Origin of the sequence: Erysipelothrix sp. HDW6A (genome assembly GCF_011400295.1) — a bacterium.
Taxonomy (GTDB): domain Bacteria; phylum Bacillota_I; class Bacilli_A; order Erysipelotrichales; family Erysipelotrichaceae; genus Erysipelothrix.
Genome location: NZ_CP049859.1, coordinates 990,886 through 1,009,131, shown reverse-complemented (window position 1 = coordinate 1,009,131; position 18,246 = coordinate 990,886). Strand labels below are relative to the sequence as shown.

At 33.4% G+C, this 18,246-nt stretch carries 21 protein-coding genes and 2 tRNA genes; 1 reads left to right on the top strand and 22 read right to left on the bottom strand.

Going from position 1 to position 18,246, the window contains the following annotated elements:
• Positions 1-20: 20 nt before the first annotated feature.
• The 17 genes from G7059_RS05170 to G7059_RS05090 form a co-directional block, all read right to left on the bottom strand.
• Positions 21-200 (bottom strand): hypothetical protein, encoded by a 180-nt coding sequence (locus G7059_RS05170; protein WP_166081020.1) that lies wholly within the window; start codon positions 198-200, stop codon positions 21-23.
• Positions 201-680: 480 nt separating this feature from the next.
• The gene (locus G7059_RS05165; protein ID WP_166081018.1) at positions 681-1,286 is read right to left on the bottom strand and encodes a hypothetical protein; all 606 of its coding nucleotides are present in this window, start codon (positions 1,284-1,286) and stop codon (positions 681-683) included.
• On the bottom strand, positions 1,255-2,580 hold the full coding sequence (locus tag G7059_RS05160; RefSeq protein ID WP_166081017.1) for an McrC family protein: 1,326 nt from the start codon (positions 2,578-2,580) through the stop codon (positions 1,255-1,257). The genes G7059_RS05165 and G7059_RS05160 overlap by 32 nt, the downstream gene beginning before the upstream one ends.
• On the bottom strand, positions 2,564-4,360 hold the full coding sequence (locus G7059_RS05155; RefSeq protein ID WP_166081016.1) for an McrB family protein: 1,797 nt from the start codon (positions 4,358-4,360) through the stop codon (positions 2,564-2,566). The genes G7059_RS05160 and G7059_RS05155 overlap by 17 nt, the downstream gene beginning before the upstream one ends.
• A 287-nt stretch (positions 4,361-4,647) precedes the next feature.
• A tRNA-Arg gene (locus G7059_RS05150) sits at positions 4,648-4,722 on the bottom strand.
• Between the two features lie 32 nt (positions 4,723-4,754).
• The gene (coaD, locus tag G7059_RS05145) at positions 4,755-5,249 is read right to left on the bottom strand and encodes a pantetheine-phosphate adenylyltransferase (RefSeq protein ID WP_166081015.1); all 495 of its coding nucleotides are present in this window, start codon (positions 5,247-5,249) and stop codon (positions 4,755-4,757) included.
• A 271-nt stretch (positions 5,250-5,520) separates the two neighbouring features.
• Complete coding sequence (locus G7059_RS05140) at positions 5,521-5,940, bottom strand: flavodoxin domain-containing protein (protein ID WP_166081014.1); 420 nt, start codon at positions 5,938-5,940, stop codon at positions 5,521-5,523.
• Between the two features lie 48 nt (positions 5,941-5,988).
• Entirely contained in the window at positions 5,989-6,294 is a 306-nt protein-coding gene (locus tag G7059_RS05135) for a PTS sugar transporter subunit IIB (protein ID WP_166081013.1), read from the bottom strand.
• A 75-nt stretch (positions 6,295-6,369) separates the two neighbouring features.
• Positions 6,370-6,831 carry a hypothetical protein gene (locus G7059_RS05130; protein WP_166081012.1) on the bottom strand — a complete coding sequence of 154 codons (462 nt, stop codon included), beginning with the start codon at positions 6,829-6,831 and terminating at the stop codon, positions 6,370-6,372.
• Positions 6,832-6,872: 41 nt separating this feature from the next.
• Positions 6,873-7,181 (bottom strand): PTS lactose/cellobiose transporter subunit IIA, encoded by a 309-nt coding sequence (locus tag G7059_RS05125; RefSeq protein WP_166081011.1) that lies wholly within the window; start codon positions 7,179-7,181, stop codon positions 6,873-6,875.
• 69 nt (positions 7,182-7,250) lie between these two features.
• Entirely contained in the window at positions 7,251-7,709 is a 459-nt protein-coding gene (locus tag G7059_RS05120; protein WP_166081010.1) for an NUDIX domain-containing protein, read from the bottom strand.
• Between the two features lie 9 nt (positions 7,710-7,718).
• On the bottom strand, positions 7,719-8,885 hold the full coding sequence (locus G7059_RS05115) for an MFS transporter (RefSeq protein ID WP_166081009.1): 1,167 nt from the start codon (positions 8,883-8,885) through the stop codon (positions 7,719-7,721).
• Positions 8,886-8,902: 17 nt separating this feature from the next.
• Positions 8,903-9,097 (bottom strand): helix-turn-helix transcriptional regulator, encoded by a 195-nt coding sequence (locus G7059_RS05110; RefSeq protein ID WP_166081008.1) that lies wholly within the window; start codon positions 9,095-9,097, stop codon positions 8,903-8,905.
• A gap of 193 nt (positions 9,098-9,290) precedes the next feature.
• A tRNA-Thr gene (locus tag G7059_RS05105) sits at positions 9,291-9,366 on the bottom strand.
• Positions 9,367-9,426: 60 nt separating this feature from the next.
• A complete protein-coding gene (locus G7059_RS05100) occupies positions 9,427-9,828 on the bottom strand; it encodes a PPC domain-containing DNA-binding protein (protein WP_166081007.1) in 402 nt (133 codons plus the stop codon).
• 8 nt (positions 9,829-9,836) lie between these two features.
• Positions 9,837-10,310, bottom strand: coding sequence for a nucleoside 2-deoxyribosyltransferase (locus tag G7059_RS05095; RefSeq protein WP_166081006.1), 474 nt, complete (start codon positions 10,308-10,310; stop codon positions 9,837-9,839).
• Positions 10,311-10,408: 98 nt separating this feature from the next.
• Positions 10,409-12,097 (bottom strand): Na/Pi cotransporter family protein, encoded by a 1,689-nt coding sequence (locus tag G7059_RS05090; protein ID WP_166081005.1) that lies wholly within the window; start codon positions 12,095-12,097, stop codon positions 10,409-10,411.
• A 308-nt stretch (positions 12,098-12,405) separates the two neighbouring features.
• Here G7059_RS05090 and G7059_RS05085 point away from each other — a divergent pair, with 308 nt between their 5' ends.
• Positions 12,406-13,230 (top strand): hypothetical protein, encoded by an 825-nt coding sequence (locus G7059_RS05085; protein ID WP_166081004.1) that lies wholly within the window; start codon positions 12,406-12,408, stop codon positions 13,228-13,230.
• Positions 13,231-13,276: 46 nt separating this feature from the next.
• Here G7059_RS05085 and G7059_RS05080 read toward each other — a convergent pair whose 3' ends face one another.
• The 5 genes from G7059_RS05080 to G7059_RS05060 all read right to left on the bottom strand — a co-directional run bounded on the left by G7059_RS05080 (position 13,277) and on the right by G7059_RS05060 (position 18,212).
• Complete coding sequence (locus G7059_RS05080) at positions 13,277-14,281, bottom strand: sugar-transfer associated ATP-grasp domain-containing protein (protein WP_166081001.1); 1,005 nt, start codon at positions 14,279-14,281, stop codon at positions 13,277-13,279.
• 10 nt (positions 14,282-14,291) lie between these two features.
• On the bottom strand, positions 14,292-14,999 hold the full coding sequence (locus tag G7059_RS05075; RefSeq protein ID WP_166081000.1) for a glutamine amidotransferase: 708 nt from the start codon (positions 14,997-14,999) through the stop codon (positions 14,292-14,294).
• Positions 14,999-16,375 carry a MurT ligase domain-containing protein gene (locus tag G7059_RS05070; protein ID WP_166080999.1) on the bottom strand — a complete coding sequence of 459 codons (1,377 nt, stop codon included), beginning with the start codon at positions 16,373-16,375 and terminating at the stop codon, positions 14,999-15,001. The genes G7059_RS05075 and G7059_RS05070 overlap by 1 nt, the downstream gene beginning before the upstream one ends.
• Before the next feature lie 163 nt (positions 16,376-16,538).
• Positions 16,539-17,063, bottom strand: coding sequence for a VanZ family protein (locus G7059_RS05065; RefSeq protein ID WP_166080998.1), 525 nt, complete (start codon positions 17,061-17,063; stop codon positions 16,539-16,541).
• Between the two features lie 153 nt (positions 17,064-17,216).
• The gene (locus G7059_RS05060) at positions 17,217-18,212 is read right to left on the bottom strand and encodes a MerR family transcriptional regulator (protein ID WP_166080996.1); all 996 of its coding nucleotides are present in this window, start codon (positions 18,210-18,212) and stop codon (positions 17,217-17,219) included.
• Positions 18,213-18,246: the final 34 nt, after the last annotated feature.

The following is an 18,246-nucleotide window of genomic DNA, read 5'->3' as shown; positions in this document are numbered from 1 at the left end:
TTCGTTGTGTTTATGTTTTTTTATTTTTTGCTAAATGGTAAGCCAGCAAAAGTAAAAACGAAAGAAATTACACCTAAGATGGGAATACCGGTAACGATTCCAACAACAGCACCTACTGCAACTCCTTTGAAATAGATAGCAATATCATCTTCTAGAGAAGTAAAAATACGTCTTTCTTTTTTCTTCTTATCATCATTCATATCAACGACCATCTTATAAATATAATATCAAATAAACATATGCAGCCATAGTGGAAACTTGTACTTGCAGTGTTTATTTCATTTCAATTTTCAACATTTATTTGAAAAAAACAGGAAACTTAGTGACGATTAAATATCGCCAAAAATCCCTATTTTTTTCAAACCACCTTAGTTATTACTATTCACTAAATGAGAATTCGATATCTAAATCTGTAATTTCTTCAATAATTTCCTTATCTACTGGTTCTTTTGGTTTAAGTACAGAAAAACTACCGCAGTAAAAAACGCACCAATAAATAGATCAGCCACAAATAGCAACTGTTTATTTACCAATGGTATTGAGAAAATACCACCGTGTAGGACAGGAACCTTTACAAAGCAGTTTACTATTAATCTATACAATTACATTGATAAATAATTCATCGAGCTATCGCTTTGTTGCTTTAGTATTTTTTTCAAATTGTGTAAGAAGTTAACCAATCACGTTTGAAACAGAATAGTTAAAGACTCATAAATTATAGGTACAAGCCTTTGCTTGAAAGAATTATCTATCTCGCTATTTTCTAAGAATACTCCTGCATAAAACGGCTTGTCACTTTCTCTCCCTTTGGGAATCCTTTTTATCTCGAAGTGTTTCATCAATTGTACTGAAACACTCTTTATTATACTTCTATAAGATTTTGGTTTATACTCCGAGTAACTAGTTTTACTTCTCTCAACTATTTCCTCATCGGTAACAAACTCTGGATATATCTCCATCATTCTTTTTAAAAGTGTTATCTGTTTCTCGTTAAAATCTATTTTTCTCAAGCCCTCAACTATCTTCTCACGAGATAATCCAGCTGCGCCATAATCGATAGAATGAATTTGACCATATTCTTCATCTTCGTATTCATATACAGGTAATGAAAAATAATCTAAATAACGATTCTCTAACATTAAAACATCATCAACGTTTTTATTTAGAACTCTAAAATGAGTGGTTAAATCAAGGTACTCAATTTCTTTTTCAATAATCCAATTAAACGCATCAATTTCGTCCATATTTAGTTTATCAGCCAACTGTTCTATCGTAAGATAACTCATTATTCATTCTCCTCTCAATATATTTGTATAGGTTTGTAATACTATCCACAATTTCTGAAACATCAACAAAATAGATATGAACAGAAATTACCTTTTTATCAACCGTCGTTTCATATTGTATTGATTCCTTATTAATTTCTTTAGTCTTGGGATACAAAAGGAAAACATCTGACGAGTTAAATATATTTGCATATGCAAACATTTGATACATATCTGCCTGAGATACTCCAAAATTTGAACTAGAAACGTTATTAAGTGCTTTCCATTTTGTATCCATAATAATTATACGATTATTTTTTTGAATGAGTATGTCAGGCCTCAGCTGAAATCTTCTTGGAAACTCAAATAGAAAATTCCCTCTCACTTGTTGTTTTACTAAATAACCTTTTGGAGAAAAAATATGTTTTACTTGTTTTGCAACATAAGACTCAAACAGCATCTCCATCGGGAACATCATCGCTCTTGTTGATACTTCTCCACTAAAACTTGAAAAACTTTTGTTTTTTAAAATTATTACTGACCATTCCAAAACAGATCTATAGTGTTCAATGTTTCGATCCAACGAAATTTTCTTCAAATCATTATCAACATTTACAGAAATATTCACTTCATCAAAATGTATCAGTAATTGTTTTATTTTCTTCTGGTTTTCATTGTTTTTTGATATTCTTGAAAGCTTTATTAAAGCTGTTTTTATTATCTTATTTTCAGCTCTATCTATATTAAACTCACTATAGTGAACATAAAACTGGTTCTTTCTAAATTGATTCACTTTTATGTTCCTAGCTAAGTCAAGTTTTCCTTTCAAGTACATTAAGTTTCCTTCTTCTTTAATATAGGAAGACCTTAGTCCTCTTCTTACTAATTCAGAAAGTTCTTCCAGATAATAAAAAATGTATATTTCATAGATATTCATTCTATGCGATTGAAGGTTTGTTATATTGGAAACTCTTCCAGTATTTGACATTAGACTTCTTATCATTTTCATAAAAATCTGTTTCGTTAGTTTATTTGATTCTTCTTCGAAATCAAGAGGTAGCTTAGGAAGAATCTGAAGCTTTAAACCGTTTGATAATTCAATCATACCTACATAGTTCTTTGCCTGAATAACTTTACCAACGTACCTTTTTGAGACTAATTGAAAGAATAATGAAAAGTCACTCTCTTCCGCCGAAATTAGTAATTCTTCCAATTGTTTAAAAGAAGACGAATCAACAACATAGTAACCTGGCTCATTGCATAAATCATTATCCGTTAAATATTCATATTCGAGAAGCTCAATAGTTTTGTTCATAATTACCTTTCGAAATTTTTATATAGGAGTCAATATTACCAAAAGCTTGATCATTGATTAAATAGCGAATATTCGGTATATCTAAATCTATATATTGATTAAATACTCTTGAAACATCAACCACATCTTCGACAATAAACTGTAAATTCTTATCGTTCACACTATGATCTCCTAATATATACCTTATTTTACTGTAATCGTCATAAAAATACTCTTGAAGAAGTGGAATAATTGACTGTTTAAATATGTTACTCAAATCATCAATTGCATGTTGTTGCCTTACTTTAGTAAAAAACGAATGACCAATTGTATGCTCCCGATCAAATAGCAATTCTATTCTTTGATTTATTGATTTTAACATCTCATCAAGCTTCAGAATTTTCTCGTCAACCTCAATAATATTAATCCCCAATTCAGCAAATATTTTTTCATCAGGTAGCATTTCAATAAAGTCAAACCTCCTACGGAGAGCGGTATCGAGTAAAGCAATAGATCTATCTGCAGTATTCATGGTCCCTATTATGTAAACATTTGATGGTACACCAAAACTCTCTTTTGTGTATGGTAGAATAACTTCCATTTCTTCTTTTTGCCCAAGTCGTTTGGTAGACTCTACAAGAGTAATCAACTCACCAAATATCTTTGAAATATTACCACGGTTAATTTCATCAATGATAAACACAAATGGTTTATCACTTTCTTTTGCCTTATTACAGAAGGATTTGAATATTCCATCTTCATATATGTAAGAAATATTATTTCCAGTTTCATCTACTACAGCTCTAATACCTTCAATAAACTCTTCATAGCCATATGACTGATGAAAAGTAATAAATTGTATTTGCTCACTAATCTTATATTGTTCATACCTGAATTTAACTTCAGCATAAGGTTCCAATTTAAGCTTCGATATTTCCACATTTTCGATAACTGATACAGCATATAGAATTGAGCTATATGTTTTTCCAGTTCCTGGAGGCCCATATAAAATGGTACTATTGTTTAACATTTTTTCTCCTTTGATGAGTTCCCCTTCATCTTCTTTAGACCTCATAATAAAATCTTCATATTCATTATCAACAAATTCAATCAATTCTTTAACAAGGAAAAACTCACGATTGTAAGAAACTATCTTGTATAGATCTAATCCATAAGGTTTCGTTTTATCTACGAATTCACCAACACTCGAAAGTCGATAAGTTACTTTAGTTCCACTGCGTCTTGCACGCAATATATTATGATTGGATTTAGAATGATCACCATTGAGCCATTGTCCAATCCTTGGTGGATGAACTTCGTTTTCAGTATATTCTTGTGAAAGATTTATTATCTCTGAACTATTTAGGAAAAAGTCATTATATATGGGGTTTATCTTGGAATAGAAAATATTGTACGCATGTAATGCGCCAGCAATCCACACTGCTTGAACTACACTAAACGACTTATTTGCTTGAAAAGACTTCCTTCTAATGATTTGGCATTGAACAGGATTCAGTTTAGTATACTGAGTTTCGCCTTTTATTCCTAGTAAATCATTAATGTTTTCACTTAATTCAACCGTTTCAAGCAGACGATAAATAGCTTTATTGTCTTCTAAAGATTCCACAACAAATCGACCTATTTCTTGATTGACTGACGGCACTAGCGAGTACACAATGTCCCCAATTTTTGATCCAGGTATTATCTTTCCAAAAATTGTCGAAGTATTTACATCATAATCTTTATTATTATCAATAACATTTAAATCAAGTAAACTATCCTTGCTTATCCACTCTATCATTTTATCAGCTCCTGTTTCTATTATATCAACTTAGAAAGACATTGCTATACCAGATATTTTAGTTTAATAAAAGACATTGATAGAATATCTTAGTTTAACTGGTAACAAACTTCTATGAAAACAAATAACTTAACCAAGGAATGTGAATAGTACTTTTTTACTATTTGGTATATAGGCTTTTAAATTCATTAGTAAAGGATGTTATTAGATATTATTTAACTTTTTTACAAAATAAATGTTGGAGGACAAAAGAAAAACCCACACAAAAGGTGGGCAATATTATGCTCTGGCGTCCCCTACAGGGATCGAACCTGTGACTAAACCTTAGGAGGGTCTTGTAATATCCACTTTACTAAGGGGACAAAGTAAAGAGTATGAAAATCATACTCTCATATTATACACTTTTTTCTTTGTCTTTTTGATAGTATTTATAAAGTTTTTCTGCAACAAAGCTAGGTACAAAACCTTCTAAGCTACCACCATACTTCGCAATCTCACGTGCTACGGATGACGATACATGAGAATACTTAGGATCTGCTACAAGGAACAATGTTTCTAAGTCAGTGTTTAAGATTCGATTAGCTGTTGCTTGTTGGAGTTCGTATTCATAGTCCATGACAGCACGGATACCACGCACTAACACATTACTATCAATCTCTTTAGCATACATCGCTGTTAGACCTGAACCAATATTTACACTTACATTTGGTAGATGCTTGATTGATTCTTCAATCATTACTTTTCGTTCTTCTTTTGTAAATGTTCCACTTTTACTTTCATTAACCATGATTGCTACCACAACTTCATCAAAAGTTGAGGAGCAACGTTCGATAAGATCTATATGTCCGTTAGTTATTGGATCAAAGGACCCAGGATACATTACTTTCATTGTTTTCCCTCACTTACATTCAATTAACATATCTATTATACGTTAGAAAAAGAAAAAACACACGAGGAAGTGTGTTTTTAAGGAGAATGAATTTGTAACTCTGGAGGAAATATATATTAGTAAGGAGTGAGTTACAAATCATAATGAGGACAAGTATTATATATAGATGTTCGATCTATACTTATATTATACGCAGCAAAAGAAACAAGTCAATACTTTTTCAGAAATTCTGCAATTATTTTCATAAATTAATATATTTTCTGAAAACTTTTCATGAAAGTTGTTTTAATACTTCTGATTTCACTGTTTCTAGTTGTTCGTCACTAGGTTCCCATTGGATTTGAAACTTCCCTACTACATTCGCTCCAGCTTCAGTCATTTCCTTTGTCCAGTTATCCATCCATTCTCCATCTCCCCAGTCATACGACCCAAAGAGCACTACTTTTTTATCTACAAGTGATGGTTTTAGATCATCTAAAAATGGTCTGAATTCATATTCTTCGACATCTTCACCTGACATTGCAGGGCAACCTAAATAGAAAAAGTCAGCATCCTTTACATCATCGGCTGTAATATCACTTACATAGTGATTTTCAGCTTGATATCCAAGAGATTCTACTGCCTCTAAGATTGCATCTGCTATCATTTGAGTATTTCCTGATCCTGTCCAATATACGATTGTTGGTTTCATAATGTTCTCCTTTGAAATAAAAAATGTTAGTTTCCTAACATTTGTTTATTATTCGTCACCTAATACTTTTTTAACTTCAGCAATAACTGCTTCACCATTCATTGTACCGTATGCACGCATATCGATAACTTCGATTGGTTTGTTAGGAAGTTGTTTTTGTACAGTTCCTAAGTTAAAACGAACTTGTGGTCCTAATAATACGATGTCAGCATCTGCTGCCACACGTGAAGCTTCACTTACTGAGTGAGCTGAAATTTCTACTTCGTAGTTTTGAGCAGCAGCTGCATCTTTCATCTTGTTAACAAGAATACTTGTTGACATACCTGCTGAACATAATAAAATAATTTTTCTCATAATACCCTCCTAGATACATGAATATTATAACACAAAAGATTTCAGTGTCTAGAAGAAAGCGTTAACATTTAGACACTAATTCTTGATTTTGCGTTTACCTGAAACACGTTCTTCAAGATAGTCCATATCTATTAGTGGAAAACGCAGGTGAAATGGTACATTCTTGATAAGAAATGTCATTTTACCTTTTTCATATTTGACTCTACTTATATCACGAATATGAAATGAAGCTTCCATAATAAAGATAACTTTCTTCCCAATAGCGATGTAGCGACGTGTATGCATATAAGTCAAAGTTAATCCAACTATACCAGCAATCAATAAGATTGGTTCTGACGATGCAGTGACTGGATATGCAATGAAGAATAAGTCCAAGCCGACTACGATTATGATTTCTACCCATGAACGTAGGTTAAAATGAAACTTAATCGTATTATCTAACTTCTTAGCACGATTATATTTCAATCCCATGAACATAAACAAAGCGATGATTGCAAAACGTGCTATCCAAATTATTGCAGCATTAAAACTTTGCATAAACATTTATCCTTTCTATGATAAAAAAAGAGCTGTAGCTCTTATTGAATTCGTTTGTGAATATCAATAAGCTCTGCAGCAATGATTTTTAAGACTTCAGCACTCATCATTTGGTCTTCAGCATGAATTAACAATAAGTTAACAGCTGTACCGCCTGTTTGAGCTTCTTCTTGGATCAATTGAGCATGAACTTTATGTCCCTCTACAAATTGTTCCTCTCCCTCTTTCATCAATTCTTCTGCGCGTTCGAAGTCTCCTTCTTTAGCAGCAGTAATTGCTTCTACGAAGCATGAACGTGCTGATCCGTTAAACGAAATCATTTGAAAACTTAATAGTTCTAGACCTTCCATGTTAATCTCCTTTTAATTTCTAGTATATTATATCAAAGAAAATTGTATAATCAAAGCTAAAAACCAATTTCACTTAAATCCGTCTTCACTATAATACGATTTATTTAGAACTTGTTCTAAGACACGCCTTCTACTTGGAATCATTGTATCCGGTAGTGAGTCAAGATTGAACCACTCTAAATCACTACATTTATGTGGTTCCATAATTTGTGGCACTCCTTGATATTCATTAACAATGAAATAACAATTTATATAATTTATATCTATTTCTGTTTCTGTAAGATGGGTTAGATGACAAAACCCAAGCTTATCTTCTTTAACACCAATACCAATCTCTTCCTTTATTTCTCGTGTCATCGCTTGTGTTAAGGACTCACCTTCTTCAAGATGACCTGATGATGCAAAATCCCAGTACCCATCCCTAAATCCTGTGTTCTGTCTTTTTTGTAAAAGAATCTCTTTACTATCTAATTCTTCTCTAAATACCATAGCCATTACAGCTGCTTTTAGTTTAAAATGTTCTGACATCACTTACTCCTAATCTAATTGCTTATCATTCATCGTTAACTTCATAACATACGTCATAACAATCGTAAAGATTGCAAGAACTACTGCCAGATAGAGCGGTGCATCATAACTAAACTGCGTTACTAAGCCACCTACAATCAATGGCGTTAACGTACCCGATACTCCTGTAAAGATTGCTGTCATAAACAATTGTCCAGATGCCTTTAAGTTATCCGGAGAAATCTCAAACATTAGGTTTCTCATGGATACGATATAAAACGGCACACTTGCTATTTGAAGCGAAGCAAAGATTATCATCTGTGTTGGCGTCTTGGCAATGATAAACAATACATACATACTTATGTATCCTATTGATGCGATTGTAAGCATTTTAAAGGGACCTAAGCGACTATACAACTTATTACAGATTACATATCCAAACCCTTCCAATCCAACGGCAATAATAACTCTATAAGCAATATGACGCTCATTACCGCCAAGAAACAGAATCTTCTCAGCTATTGATATTGCATGTATCTGAGTAATTGTATAATACGAAATAAACAACACGATTGCGATGAGATATTGTTTCGACTTTAGTAGTTGCGTGATATCTCTAACAGTTAAAGTAGTGGTACTTGTAGATTGTACTTTATCTGGAATCCGCGATGCTAAATAGAATATCACAATACCAAGTACTAAAATAACACTCGCAAAGGATCGATAACCAAAGGAACTAATTATCGCAGAACCAACAAGAGCACCAAAAGCATAACCAAAGGATTGAAAGCCTTTAATAAAACTAAAGTTCTCTTTAACAACATCCTCGCTTTGCATCGCCCAACTATCATTCAAATCACTAATCACCGTCTGCATTGACCCAGAAAGCACTACAAAGATAAAATGATATATAAATATCTTGTCATCAACGCTAAACACAAAAAATGATAAGACTGCAAAACTAGTAAGTGCAAATAAGATGTATCGTTTTATCTTACGATGTTTATCACTAATATATCCAAAAGTTATTTGCCCAACAATGCTAAGTAAAGCAAGTGATGACAACATAATTGCCCGCTCATTAGGATCATAACCAAGACTGCTTAGATATGGTATACGCTGTACCAACGCAATCGCAAACATAAACTGACTCAAAAAATAATACAAAGTAAATTTCTTAACCGCTCTATCCCTCATATGACGTCTCCTAAAATTTAATCTTCGAATTCAAACACTGTTTCGATACAAACTCCCAAAGCTCTTGAAATGTTATGTGCTAAGCGTAAGGATGGATTGTACTTACCTGCTTCTAATTTACAGATTGTTTCTCTACACACACCCACTGTGTCAGCTAATGTTTTTTGGCTCAGGTTCAACTCCTCTCTTAACTTTTTAATATTATTATTCATAAACACACCTCTCACATGTGATAAATATGTCACATCACAAATATTACCATATGTATATACAATAGTAAAGAAAACATTCACAAAGTCTTACTGCTATTTTAGTTGTCTAAGCAAATTAATCTTCAAGGTTCTAATTATTACACTCCATTACATAATAAAAAACCTCACACATGGTGAGGTCTGATTTTACATATGGTGCCGGTTATAGGAGTCGAACCTACGGCTTACTCATTACGAATGAGTTACTCTACCAACTGAGTTAAACCGGCAAGACACAGGTATATTGTATTATACCTGTACTTTGGAATCAAGATAATTTTGACAGCTTTTTAGTTGCCGATTTCTGAAATAATAAGTTCCTTAAAATCAGTAAATTCTCCTTTAGTACGAGACAGCTGATGATTCTCTAATTCAATGATTACGACTTCTAATGTCGATTGAACAGTACATCCTTTTAAGACATGACCACCGTGGACTTTAAACTCATTATCACTCACTGAAAGATGAATATGCATTCCATTTCGAGAAAGCGTTCCAACACATGATACTACTTCAAAAGGCCCATCCATAACAGAGAGAACTTGATTGTATCCTTTTCTAAAACTTACTTTCTGCAAACTACCAACAACAGTGCCGATATAAGCAGCTTCAATTTCATACTTTTTACAGTAATGATCAAGTTGAAGAATGAAATCATCTCCAGGCATTAACTTAAGAACATGTTCTTTCATAGTACACCCTATTTATAATCAACAATGCGATTAATCAAGTCTTCTTCAGAATTCGTGAGGTAACCATTTAGTTTAATCAACCCAACAGTATAAAGGTTCACATATGAAAATTGAGACTCAGCTAATTCACTTAGTGCTTCAATTTTCTCTTTATTATCATAACCTTCTTGACGTGAGTCAGTATATAAACCTAGCACAGGAATACCTGCTTGATAAGCGACTCCAATCTCAGAAGCTACACCAGCATCAACAGTAATACCATCAAGTACTGCAATCAGTAAGTCTGAAGATAATAATTCCTGCGTATCAAGCTTTGCAATCATTACTGAATCTGCATAAGATGATTTGTCATTAATATCTCCCTGTTCCTGAGGTAAGTACACCTCGATATCTGGGTATTGATTACGAATGCGTGATACGACATCAGCATTATAAATTCGTTCCATATTTGAGAAAAGCGGACTTGCAAAATATATTTTCATAATAAACCTCCTAGTATCTATATTAGCTAATTTACGGTAAAAAGTCACGAATAAAAAAGAGTCACTCCTTCTTTATCAGAAGCGAGAGACTCGATGTTTTAACTTTCTTTTACTTGGGTACCAACGCGTAGCAAACCCCCGTGTGCATAATCAGCGATGTTTGCAGCATGATCTCCTATACGTTCTAAAATACTTAATAAGTCAACATAGAGTGAACTTGCATACTTAGTATCACAGATACCGTCTGCCATTCTACGGAAGTGTTTCTCACGGTATTTATGATCAATTAGATCTAGATATTCTTCGTCTTGAGCTAATTTCTCATATCCTGATACATCTTCTTTAACAAACATATAAATTGAACGTTCTAACATATCAATAACAAGTGCATACATTGTATCCAAATCATCAAGAGCTTCTTGAGAGAATGATTCTCTATTATCGAAGATAGTTTGGAAGTACTCAGCTGTATTTGTAGTAAGGTCAGCAATACGTTCCAAGTTCTTTACTGTTTCAAGTCCAATTGAGAAATCTTCTGCAAGACTCATGGAATTGTTGTTGGAATTAGCAATCGCAAGTAAATACTTAGTAGTTTGGAAATCAATGTCATTTATCATTTCTTCCAATTGCATTATCACATCATAATCTTCTTCATCACGTGATTGCAGGTAGTTTCTTGAGGTTTGTAATGATTCAAGAACTAAGTCTGACATATTGTCGATTGCACGTTTAGCAAGCGCCAATGCCCCTTCTGGATAGCTTTCAATAAGATTGTAATCAAGAGGTTCAATTTTCTCACGCTCTTTAATACGATCTTCACCAGGAATGATAATTTTAAGAATACGAATACATAATGGAATGAATGGAATAATTCCTACAACCCATACAAAGTTAAATACAAAGTGGTTAATACCAACTGCCATCTCTGGCGTTCCTTGGAATATATCATTCAACCAAATAATAAAGTTTGAGTATTGAGTTATGAATGGCATCATAACTACAGCACCTAAGACGTTATATAAAGCATGGAACCAACCAGCACGACGTGTTGATACAGATCCACCCACAGAAGCAAGAACCGCTGTAAGTGTTGTACCTACGTTTGATCCAAAGACGAATGCAGAAGCAGCAATCATTGACATACCACCTGCACCATAAATCGTTTGTACCAGAACAATAACGGCCATTGACGAGTTGATGACTGCCGTGGCAAGTGTACCAGCCAAGAGTGCTAACCAAGGGTTTTGTGACATATACACCATGAATTGTTCAAATTCAGGTAAATCAGATAAGAGAATTAATTGATCACTCATGAGCTGTAGACCCACAAAGACAATACCAAAACCAAAGACTATCTTACCAATATCTTGCCAGATACTTCGTTTTGCGAACATGAGCAACATTGCTCCAGCGAAAGCAAAATAGAAACCTAGCTCTTCAATATCAAGTCCTGTCATTAAAGCAGTAACTGTAGTACCTAAGTTAGCACCTACAGAAATACCAATAGCTTGTTCAAGCTTCATAAGACCAGCACGAACTAAACTAATAGAAATAACAGTAGCTGCAGTACTAGATTGCATTAACGCAGTGATAATTGTCCCCACAATAATAGCTGAGAAGATGTTTCCAGTATATTTTTCGATATAATCCCTAATTTTCGGACCAGCTGCATCCTTGAATCCGTCACCCAAGAACTTAATACCTAATAAGAACATACCGAATCCACCGAGAATAACATTGAATCGGATATCTCCTAAGGTTACTTGAGCCGTAGCAATATTCACCATATTTTTCCTCCATTACAGTAAAATACTAGTTACATTCTAACACTAAATATTATTAGTAATGTGAAATAAAATTAACACAGAAATTACACAATTGAAACAATGTGAAATATTCGCTTTCTTGATTTAAATCCTACTATCTTTACCAAATTAATCGTCACCTTTTCCACATTTGTTAAGAATCTTCTTTTTTTAATAATATTCTAACCGTTTAGATTATATAAATTGAATATTGTCTTTAATATCGATACAATAACCTTACTTATAATATGAAGTAAGTTAGGGATGGCTTACTTCATCAGGGGGGCCATATGAAGAAGTTAATTGTGCTAATCATCGCATTTAGCGCAATGATTGGTTTTGATGTACGCAATTTCATTAATTCGAATGAAATCTCTCAAGATTTCACTCACACAACTGAGTATAAAAACACTGTTAATCACTTTTTTGAAGATGATCGTATCGCTATAGAACAGGATCGAATCGAGGAGGACAAAGCCGTTAAAGAAAATCAATTAAACGACTCTACAACTGAAAAGAATGCTCCTAGCGAAGAGAAGCCAAAAGAAGTGATAAAACCTGTTCAAGAAGAGAAACCAGTACAAGAAGAAGCTCCAAAAGAGTTTGTGAAGCAAGAGCCAAGTGTTAAACCAAAACCACAAACTGCTCCTGAACAAAAACCTGTTGTAAATAACGAACCGGTAGAAACACCAAAAGCTGAAGTTCCAAAACCACAACAAGCATTAATTCTCCACGGAAGAGAATATCACTTCAAGCAGTTAGAGTTAAAAACACAGCTTGCCCAGTCATATATTGACCATAATCCAAACTCTCTTGGATTATGGAGAAATGTTGTTTATGCAGGACATCGAATGGATATTTACTTTGGTCATGATTATGGTGCTGGTAAAATAGTATACGATGCTCAGGTCGGTGATATTATTACGTACCAATTAGCAGATGGAAGCACGAAGAAGTATCTTGTAAAATCAAAAACAATAGCAAGTGTTAATGATTATTATACAACGAACACACCGTTATGGAATGCCGTTGGAGATGACTTTGATACAATGATCAAAACCTGTTACAAAAGAGATGTTACAGATCTAATCCTCGCTTTGAAGACAATTGAATGAACTAAAGTTAAAGCCTAAGTTTCAATTATGAACTTAGGCTTCTTTTTTAGAATTTAATATATTTTTTGTACTTTGGAAGTAATCCTTCTTGATTTTCAGTCATACTTGGTGGAGCTTGGAATACCCCTGTATGAGGATTTGCTTCAATAATAGCTGGTCCATTTTGACCAATCGCCACATCCCATCCAATGTATCGCACTTCAGGAACAACATGAGCCGCTTTACGAAGCATCTCTTTAACTTCTTCAAATAATGGTATCTTGAAGCCAATGAGTTCTTGTTTTGTGAGTGGATGAACTGTAAATCGGTTACGGAACTTATCCATGAACGGATACAAGACCACTCCATCATCAGATAACACACTATACATACCGCCTTGATCAAAGTTATCCATGGTACCACCATTACCGAGCTTTAAGACAAATGCTAAGAAATGAACATCACCATCATCACCAAGGAAGGTAATCACTCGCATAGTATTAACAGAAGTTGGTGATAAAGCTGATAAATCTTCATGTTGAATAAAATAGGACTCAACAAGGCTTTGATTCTTATCTTTACAAGCTTGATAGATTTCTGATAGAGAACGTGTTTCTTGATCCATGTCGATCATTTCTACACCTCTACCCGCTTCTGAGTTCACAACTTTCGCCATAACCTTGCGATGTTTATTCATAAACGCTTCGAAATCCTCAAAACTTGAAGCATCCAAATAGAGGACATCACGACCTATGAAATCTTTGAAATTCTTTGTAAACTCACCTTTATCTTCAACTTTATAAAGTAAGTCTTGATCATTGTAAGTTTTTGATATCAAGATAGAGTTGGAAATATTAAGAAATGTTTGACGCTTCTCTTTACCAATAGAATAGAATTCAAATTCATTATATTCTGTATATCCAATAGAATATTGAAAAGAACACATCATCATATCAATCATCAATAGGATTGTGTTTTTTCCACTGGCACGATGAGCTTCTTGTGCTGCACTGTAATATTTCTTAAACTTCATTCGCTTAAGTCGTTGTACATAATATTGAAATTTAGTCATTTGTCCACCTCTAATAAATTGCTGTTTTCATTTGTAACATGTCTACTACCCTTTTATCTTGTGCATGCTTCATGACATCAAAATAAGGAACTGTTACATTTTCATCAATTTCTTTAAAATAATTCAATGTGAAATCCGGATTCAAGACTAATAATGGTCCTGTAATATTTGTCGCAATCAAATTATTCTTCTTAAAACCTTCAAGATTTGATTCTCTATTTAATCCAATTCCTTTTTCTACTTTCATAAAGTAGTTATTACTATTATCACCATATGACATAGTGAACTGTGTCTTAAATCCTGTAATTCTGGCACCTTCATACTCTCCAAGCATGAGGCAATTAAATCTCGTTTTCTTATTAATAATGGTTGTAAAATCAAAGATACCAAAGGCATCAAAGACCTGACCATGTTCATCAGTAATGGTCTTACCTAAAACATCCATTGCATTTCCAGTAAAGATAATATGAGTTCCAGCTTCAATAAGTTCAATAAATCGTTCTTTATGACTTAATAGAATCTTGATAACATCTAATTGTATTTTTTCAGACATTGCACCCATGTAGATATAATCTACATTTTCACTAACCCAACGAGGAGTATCGATTATTTTAGTTTCATAGATTGTTGCTTCTTTAAACATTTGTTTAACTAGAGTGATATTGCCGTAATCTCCATATAAAGCACATACCTCAGGAAACATGAATTCTATTTTCATTAGACACTCTCCTCCATCAATTTACTTGCCAGCTCGTTGCTTATCTTAGCAGTTGAATCAATATTCTTTGTACCATGGAGTAAGACATACGTTTCAGAATCATAATTCACATGTGATAATAGATCATCTACTTTTGTAAGACATACAATCTTATCATCAGGGAAGCCCGCGAGAAGCAGTCTTGCTCTAAAGTCCTCATTTCGATAACCTACAATGATTATTTGGTTAATAAAGTCCTGATTTAAATATTCAAAGTTCGCATCATACAACCATGCAACATTTTCAACGACATCTGGCATCCCCGAATAATCAGATACTTCAGTCATCATAACTACAGAAACTGAATTCCATGACTTTTGTTTTCTAATAAAATCAAAGACTCGTGAGTTAGCTACTGGGTTTTGGTCCTTGGATAGAATTGTAAGCAGGCGATGATTGCCAACCATTCTCTCATGGAAACGCGAACCTACAATATGCATTTCATTAAATCCTGAACGAATTGTATCTTGTGAATAGCCCATTTCACGCAATGCAGTAATCGCTGCAACCATGTTGTAGGTATCGGTAATATTGGCACCCACAGCACTATAATCATAGGATTCACCGTTTTCTTCAATTCTAACGATATCTCCCGTAGAAGTAACAACACAATCAGCCTCTGCATTCTTATATCCACAATTCTCACAATGGGCAAAACCAATGTGATGGTAGCGTTTAAAATCAAAGGTTAATTCATGATTACATCGTGGACAATACACAACATCTTGAATAATACTATCGAGAACTTGTTCTTCCCCTTCTTGTGGAGCTACTGAGAACAGTTTTCGATTGTTTTCTGTACGAAGGTTTTGAACTAGCAAGTCGTCTGCATTAAGAATTAATGTAGACTCTTTTGGAATACTTGTTTCAAGAATATCTACAATAAACCCAACATGAGCATTTCGACGGTATGAATCACGGAATAAATTAGTAACAACAACAATATCTGGTTTAAGGTAAGGCAAGATTAAATTAGACGCTCTCTCATCAACCTCAAACACACCTAAATCTTTTCTATTTTTTCCAAAGAAAGAAGTTGATGTTAGTAGTGAACTAATAATCCCACCAAGAATATTACTACCTAATTGATTGGTAACTACTTCTTGGTTTTGTTCTTTCAAGAAAGAAAGGATCATGTTTACAGTTGTTGTTTTACCATTTGTACCTGTAACAACAACAACACGATTTGGCATCTCTAAATAAGATAAGTAATTTGGTAATATACGAACTGCTAAAACACCTGGTAGATGAGAAGCATTTCGCCCTAAAGTTCTGAGTGCAATACGTGATAATCGAGCGACACACGTTGCGATATAAAACTTAATTGGTTTTTTCATATAAAGCCTTCTTTTCTAATAATTTGATTACGCATTTTCTTTAATAATAGTACCATAATACCGTAGAGTTTTCTATTGTGTGTCACTATTTTGAAGTCTAATAATTCTTAAGTAGTAGTATGTACTAGATTTTCTAACACAGGCAAAGCTATAAAAATAGAACTCATGATTTAATGTCATAAATTGATTTACCTTTAAAGATAAATCTAAATCCTTTTACAACAAGGATTCTAAAGATCAATATTCCAACAAGCCCTCCAAGTGTGTTCATAATCAAATCATAAATATCAAAAGTTCTTACACTGAAGTTTAAGAACATTGCTAAGGAAAGCTGAACAGTCTCTATAAGTAGTGATATGTAAAACACCTTAAGCAAGACTTGCTTTAGATTCAGTTTGTTGTTATAAAAACCAGCAATCATTCCCATAGGTACAAACAATAAAATATTTAGGAAGTGCAAACGAAAAATTGAACTCGCAAAAGGGTCGCCAATCTCCAAAATAAAAGGGATTAGATTGATGTTCGTACTCAAATCAAACGAAAATATTCTTTGATACTCATGAAGCGACTGTGAGTTTAGCGGTAATGGAAGAATAGTATAATCAATTACTTTAGCTATATATATATATATTGTTATGAGTGTTAGCAGTAATTTGTATAGAATCTCTTGCTTCCTGTTTTTCACCATCAGATACAACCACAATAAAAAACGCAAACGGAAGTACAGATATCAAGTCTAATCCGTATTCGTTAGTATACAAAGAACTAACTATTTCTATGATATCTTCCATATTATCCCACACACTTTCTCTTAATTACTATTATAGTTCATAACATTTATTTAATTCTTGCCCTTCTCTATAAAATCATCTAGATTCACAAGGTTCTCAACTTTTTCTTTTAGTAAAGCAACTAGCCACTCCAAATCATTATTTAGGATCATCGGAGCATAAAGGTAAAAACTCGTTCCATCTTTAAACGTAAACAAAAAATCAGGAACTTTAACTTGCATTGCAGGGATATACGAACGATATGCGTAAGGGCGATAATAACGAGTGACTGTATTTATCTTAACTGATTGTATATCGCTGAACTGTTTACTAGTAACTTTATCCATTCCCCTTATTACAGAGATGATGTACTCTAAATTACTTTTAAACCCTTTCCCTTGATAGTAGTTAACTCCTGTTTCAGTAAACTCAACAAACCTTAGACGATACGAACCAACAGGTGTTCCTAGTGGTATGACATCCATAATTAAAGCTATGTATAAACAGACAATAACCGTTATTGTGATTAATACAAATTGAGTTCCGGTTAAGCTGTAATTCGCTACCCTTGCTAAGCCTATTGAGGCTGACACTGTAAGTGTAATAGAAATGAAAAAGAAGCTAATCATCCATCTAAAAATGATTCCTCGTGTTACTCTTCGTCCAATAGTCGCAGTATCTGTTGTTTTCCAATAACTAAATGGATAGCGTTTGGTGTCTGATTCTAAGTTTTGAATGTTTGTGAGATAAGGAGACTGCTTTTCTCGTAATGTTTCAACATCACTTAAAAGACTTTTACTTTTTTCAATATTATCTTCAATTTCATCTGTCTTTATGCTTAAGATATCTTGAAATGATATATCTCCATTAAGAATGAGTCCTACGTCATCGATTGCAATATCAAGGTTTCTTAGATACTTAATGCTTTGGAGTACAGATATATTTGTGTCTGAATAGTTGCGGTATCCATTTACATCTCTTGGCACTTCAAGTAAACCTTCTTTTTCATAGTAAAATAATGTTTGTTTTGAAATACCCAATAATTTTTCTACTTCATTTGTCTTCATAATTTCACCACCTAAACCCATTCAACACTATATA

Excerpts from the sequence above, each read along its gene's own strand:
- G7059_RS05120 (WP_166081010.1), bottom strand. The coding sequence starts at position 7,709 with ATGTCAGAACATTTTAAACTAAAAGCAGCTGTAATGGCTATGGTATTT.
- G7059_RS05125 (WP_166081011.1), bottom strand. The coding sequence starts at position 7,181 with ATGGAAGGTCTAGAACTATTAAGTTTTCAAATGATTTCGTTTAACGGA.
- G7059_RS05135 (WP_166081013.1), bottom strand. The coding sequence starts at position 6,294 with ATGAGAAAAATTATTTTATTATGTTCAGCAGGTATGTCAACAAGTATT.
- G7059_RS05160 (WP_166081017.1), bottom strand. The coding sequence starts at position 2,580 with ATGAACAAAACTATTGAGCTTCTCGAATATGAATATTTAACGGATAAT.
- G7059_RS05170 (WP_166081020.1), bottom strand. The coding sequence starts at position 200 with ATGAATGATGATAAGAAGAAAAAAGAAAGACGTATTTTTACTTCTCTA.
- G7059_RS05110 (WP_166081008.1), bottom strand. The coding sequence starts at position 9,097 with ATGAATAATAATATTAAAAAGTTAAGAGAGGAGTTGAACCTGAGCCAA.
- G7059_RS05080 (WP_166081001.1), bottom strand. The coding sequence starts at position 14,281 with ATGACTAAATTTCAATATTATGTACAACGACTTAAGCGAATGAAGTTT.
- G7059_RS05070 (WP_166080999.1), bottom strand. The coding sequence starts at position 16,375 with ATGAAAAAACCAATTAAGTTTTATATCGCAACGTGTGTCGCTCGATTA.
- G7059_RS05130 (WP_166081012.1), bottom strand. The coding sequence starts at position 6,831 with ATGCAAAGTTTTAATGCTGCAATAATTTGGATAGCACGTTTTGCAATC.
- coaD (WP_166081015.1), bottom strand. The coding sequence starts at position 5,249 with ATGAAAGTAATGTATCCTGGGTCCTTTGATCCAATAACTAACGGACAT.
- G7059_RS05095 (WP_166081006.1), bottom strand. The coding sequence starts at position 10,310 with ATGAAAATATATTTTGCAAGTCCGCTTTTCTCAAATATGGAACGAATT.
- G7059_RS05115 (WP_166081009.1), bottom strand. The coding sequence starts at position 8,885 with ATGAGGGATAGAGCGGTTAAGAAATTTACTTTGTATTATTTTTTGAGT.
- G7059_RS05100 (WP_166081007.1), bottom strand. The coding sequence starts at position 9,828 with ATGAAAGAACATGTTCTTAAGTTAATGCCTGGAGATGATTTCATTCTT.
- G7059_RS05090 (WP_166081005.1), bottom strand. The coding sequence starts at position 12,097 with ATGGTGAATATTGCTACGGCTCAAGTAACCTTAGGAGATATCCGATTC.
- G7059_RS05155 (WP_166081016.1), bottom strand. The coding sequence starts at position 4,360 with ATGATAGAGTGGATAAGCAAGGATAGTTTACTTGATTTAAATGTTATT.
- G7059_RS05085 (WP_166081004.1), top strand. The coding sequence starts at position 12,406 with ATGAAGAAGTTAATTGTGCTAATCATCGCATTTAGCGCAATGATTGGT.
- G7059_RS05065 (WP_166080998.1), bottom strand. The coding sequence starts at position 17,063 with ATGGTGAAAAACAGGAAGCAAGAGATTCTATACAAATTACTGCTAACA.
- G7059_RS05165 (WP_166081018.1), bottom strand. The coding sequence starts at position 1,286 with ATGAGTTATCTTACGATAGAACAGTTGGCTGATAAACTAAATATGGAC.
- G7059_RS05075 (WP_166081000.1), bottom strand. The coding sequence starts at position 14,999 with ATGAAAATAGAATTCATGTTTCCTGAGGTATGTGCTTTATATGGAGAT.
- G7059_RS05140 (WP_166081014.1), bottom strand. The coding sequence starts at position 5,940 with ATGAAACCAACAATCGTATATTGGACAGGATCAGGAAATACTCAAATG.
- G7059_RS05060 (WP_166080996.1), bottom strand. The coding sequence starts at position 18,212 with ATGAAGACAAATGAAGTAGAAAAATTATTGGGTATTTCAAAACAAACA.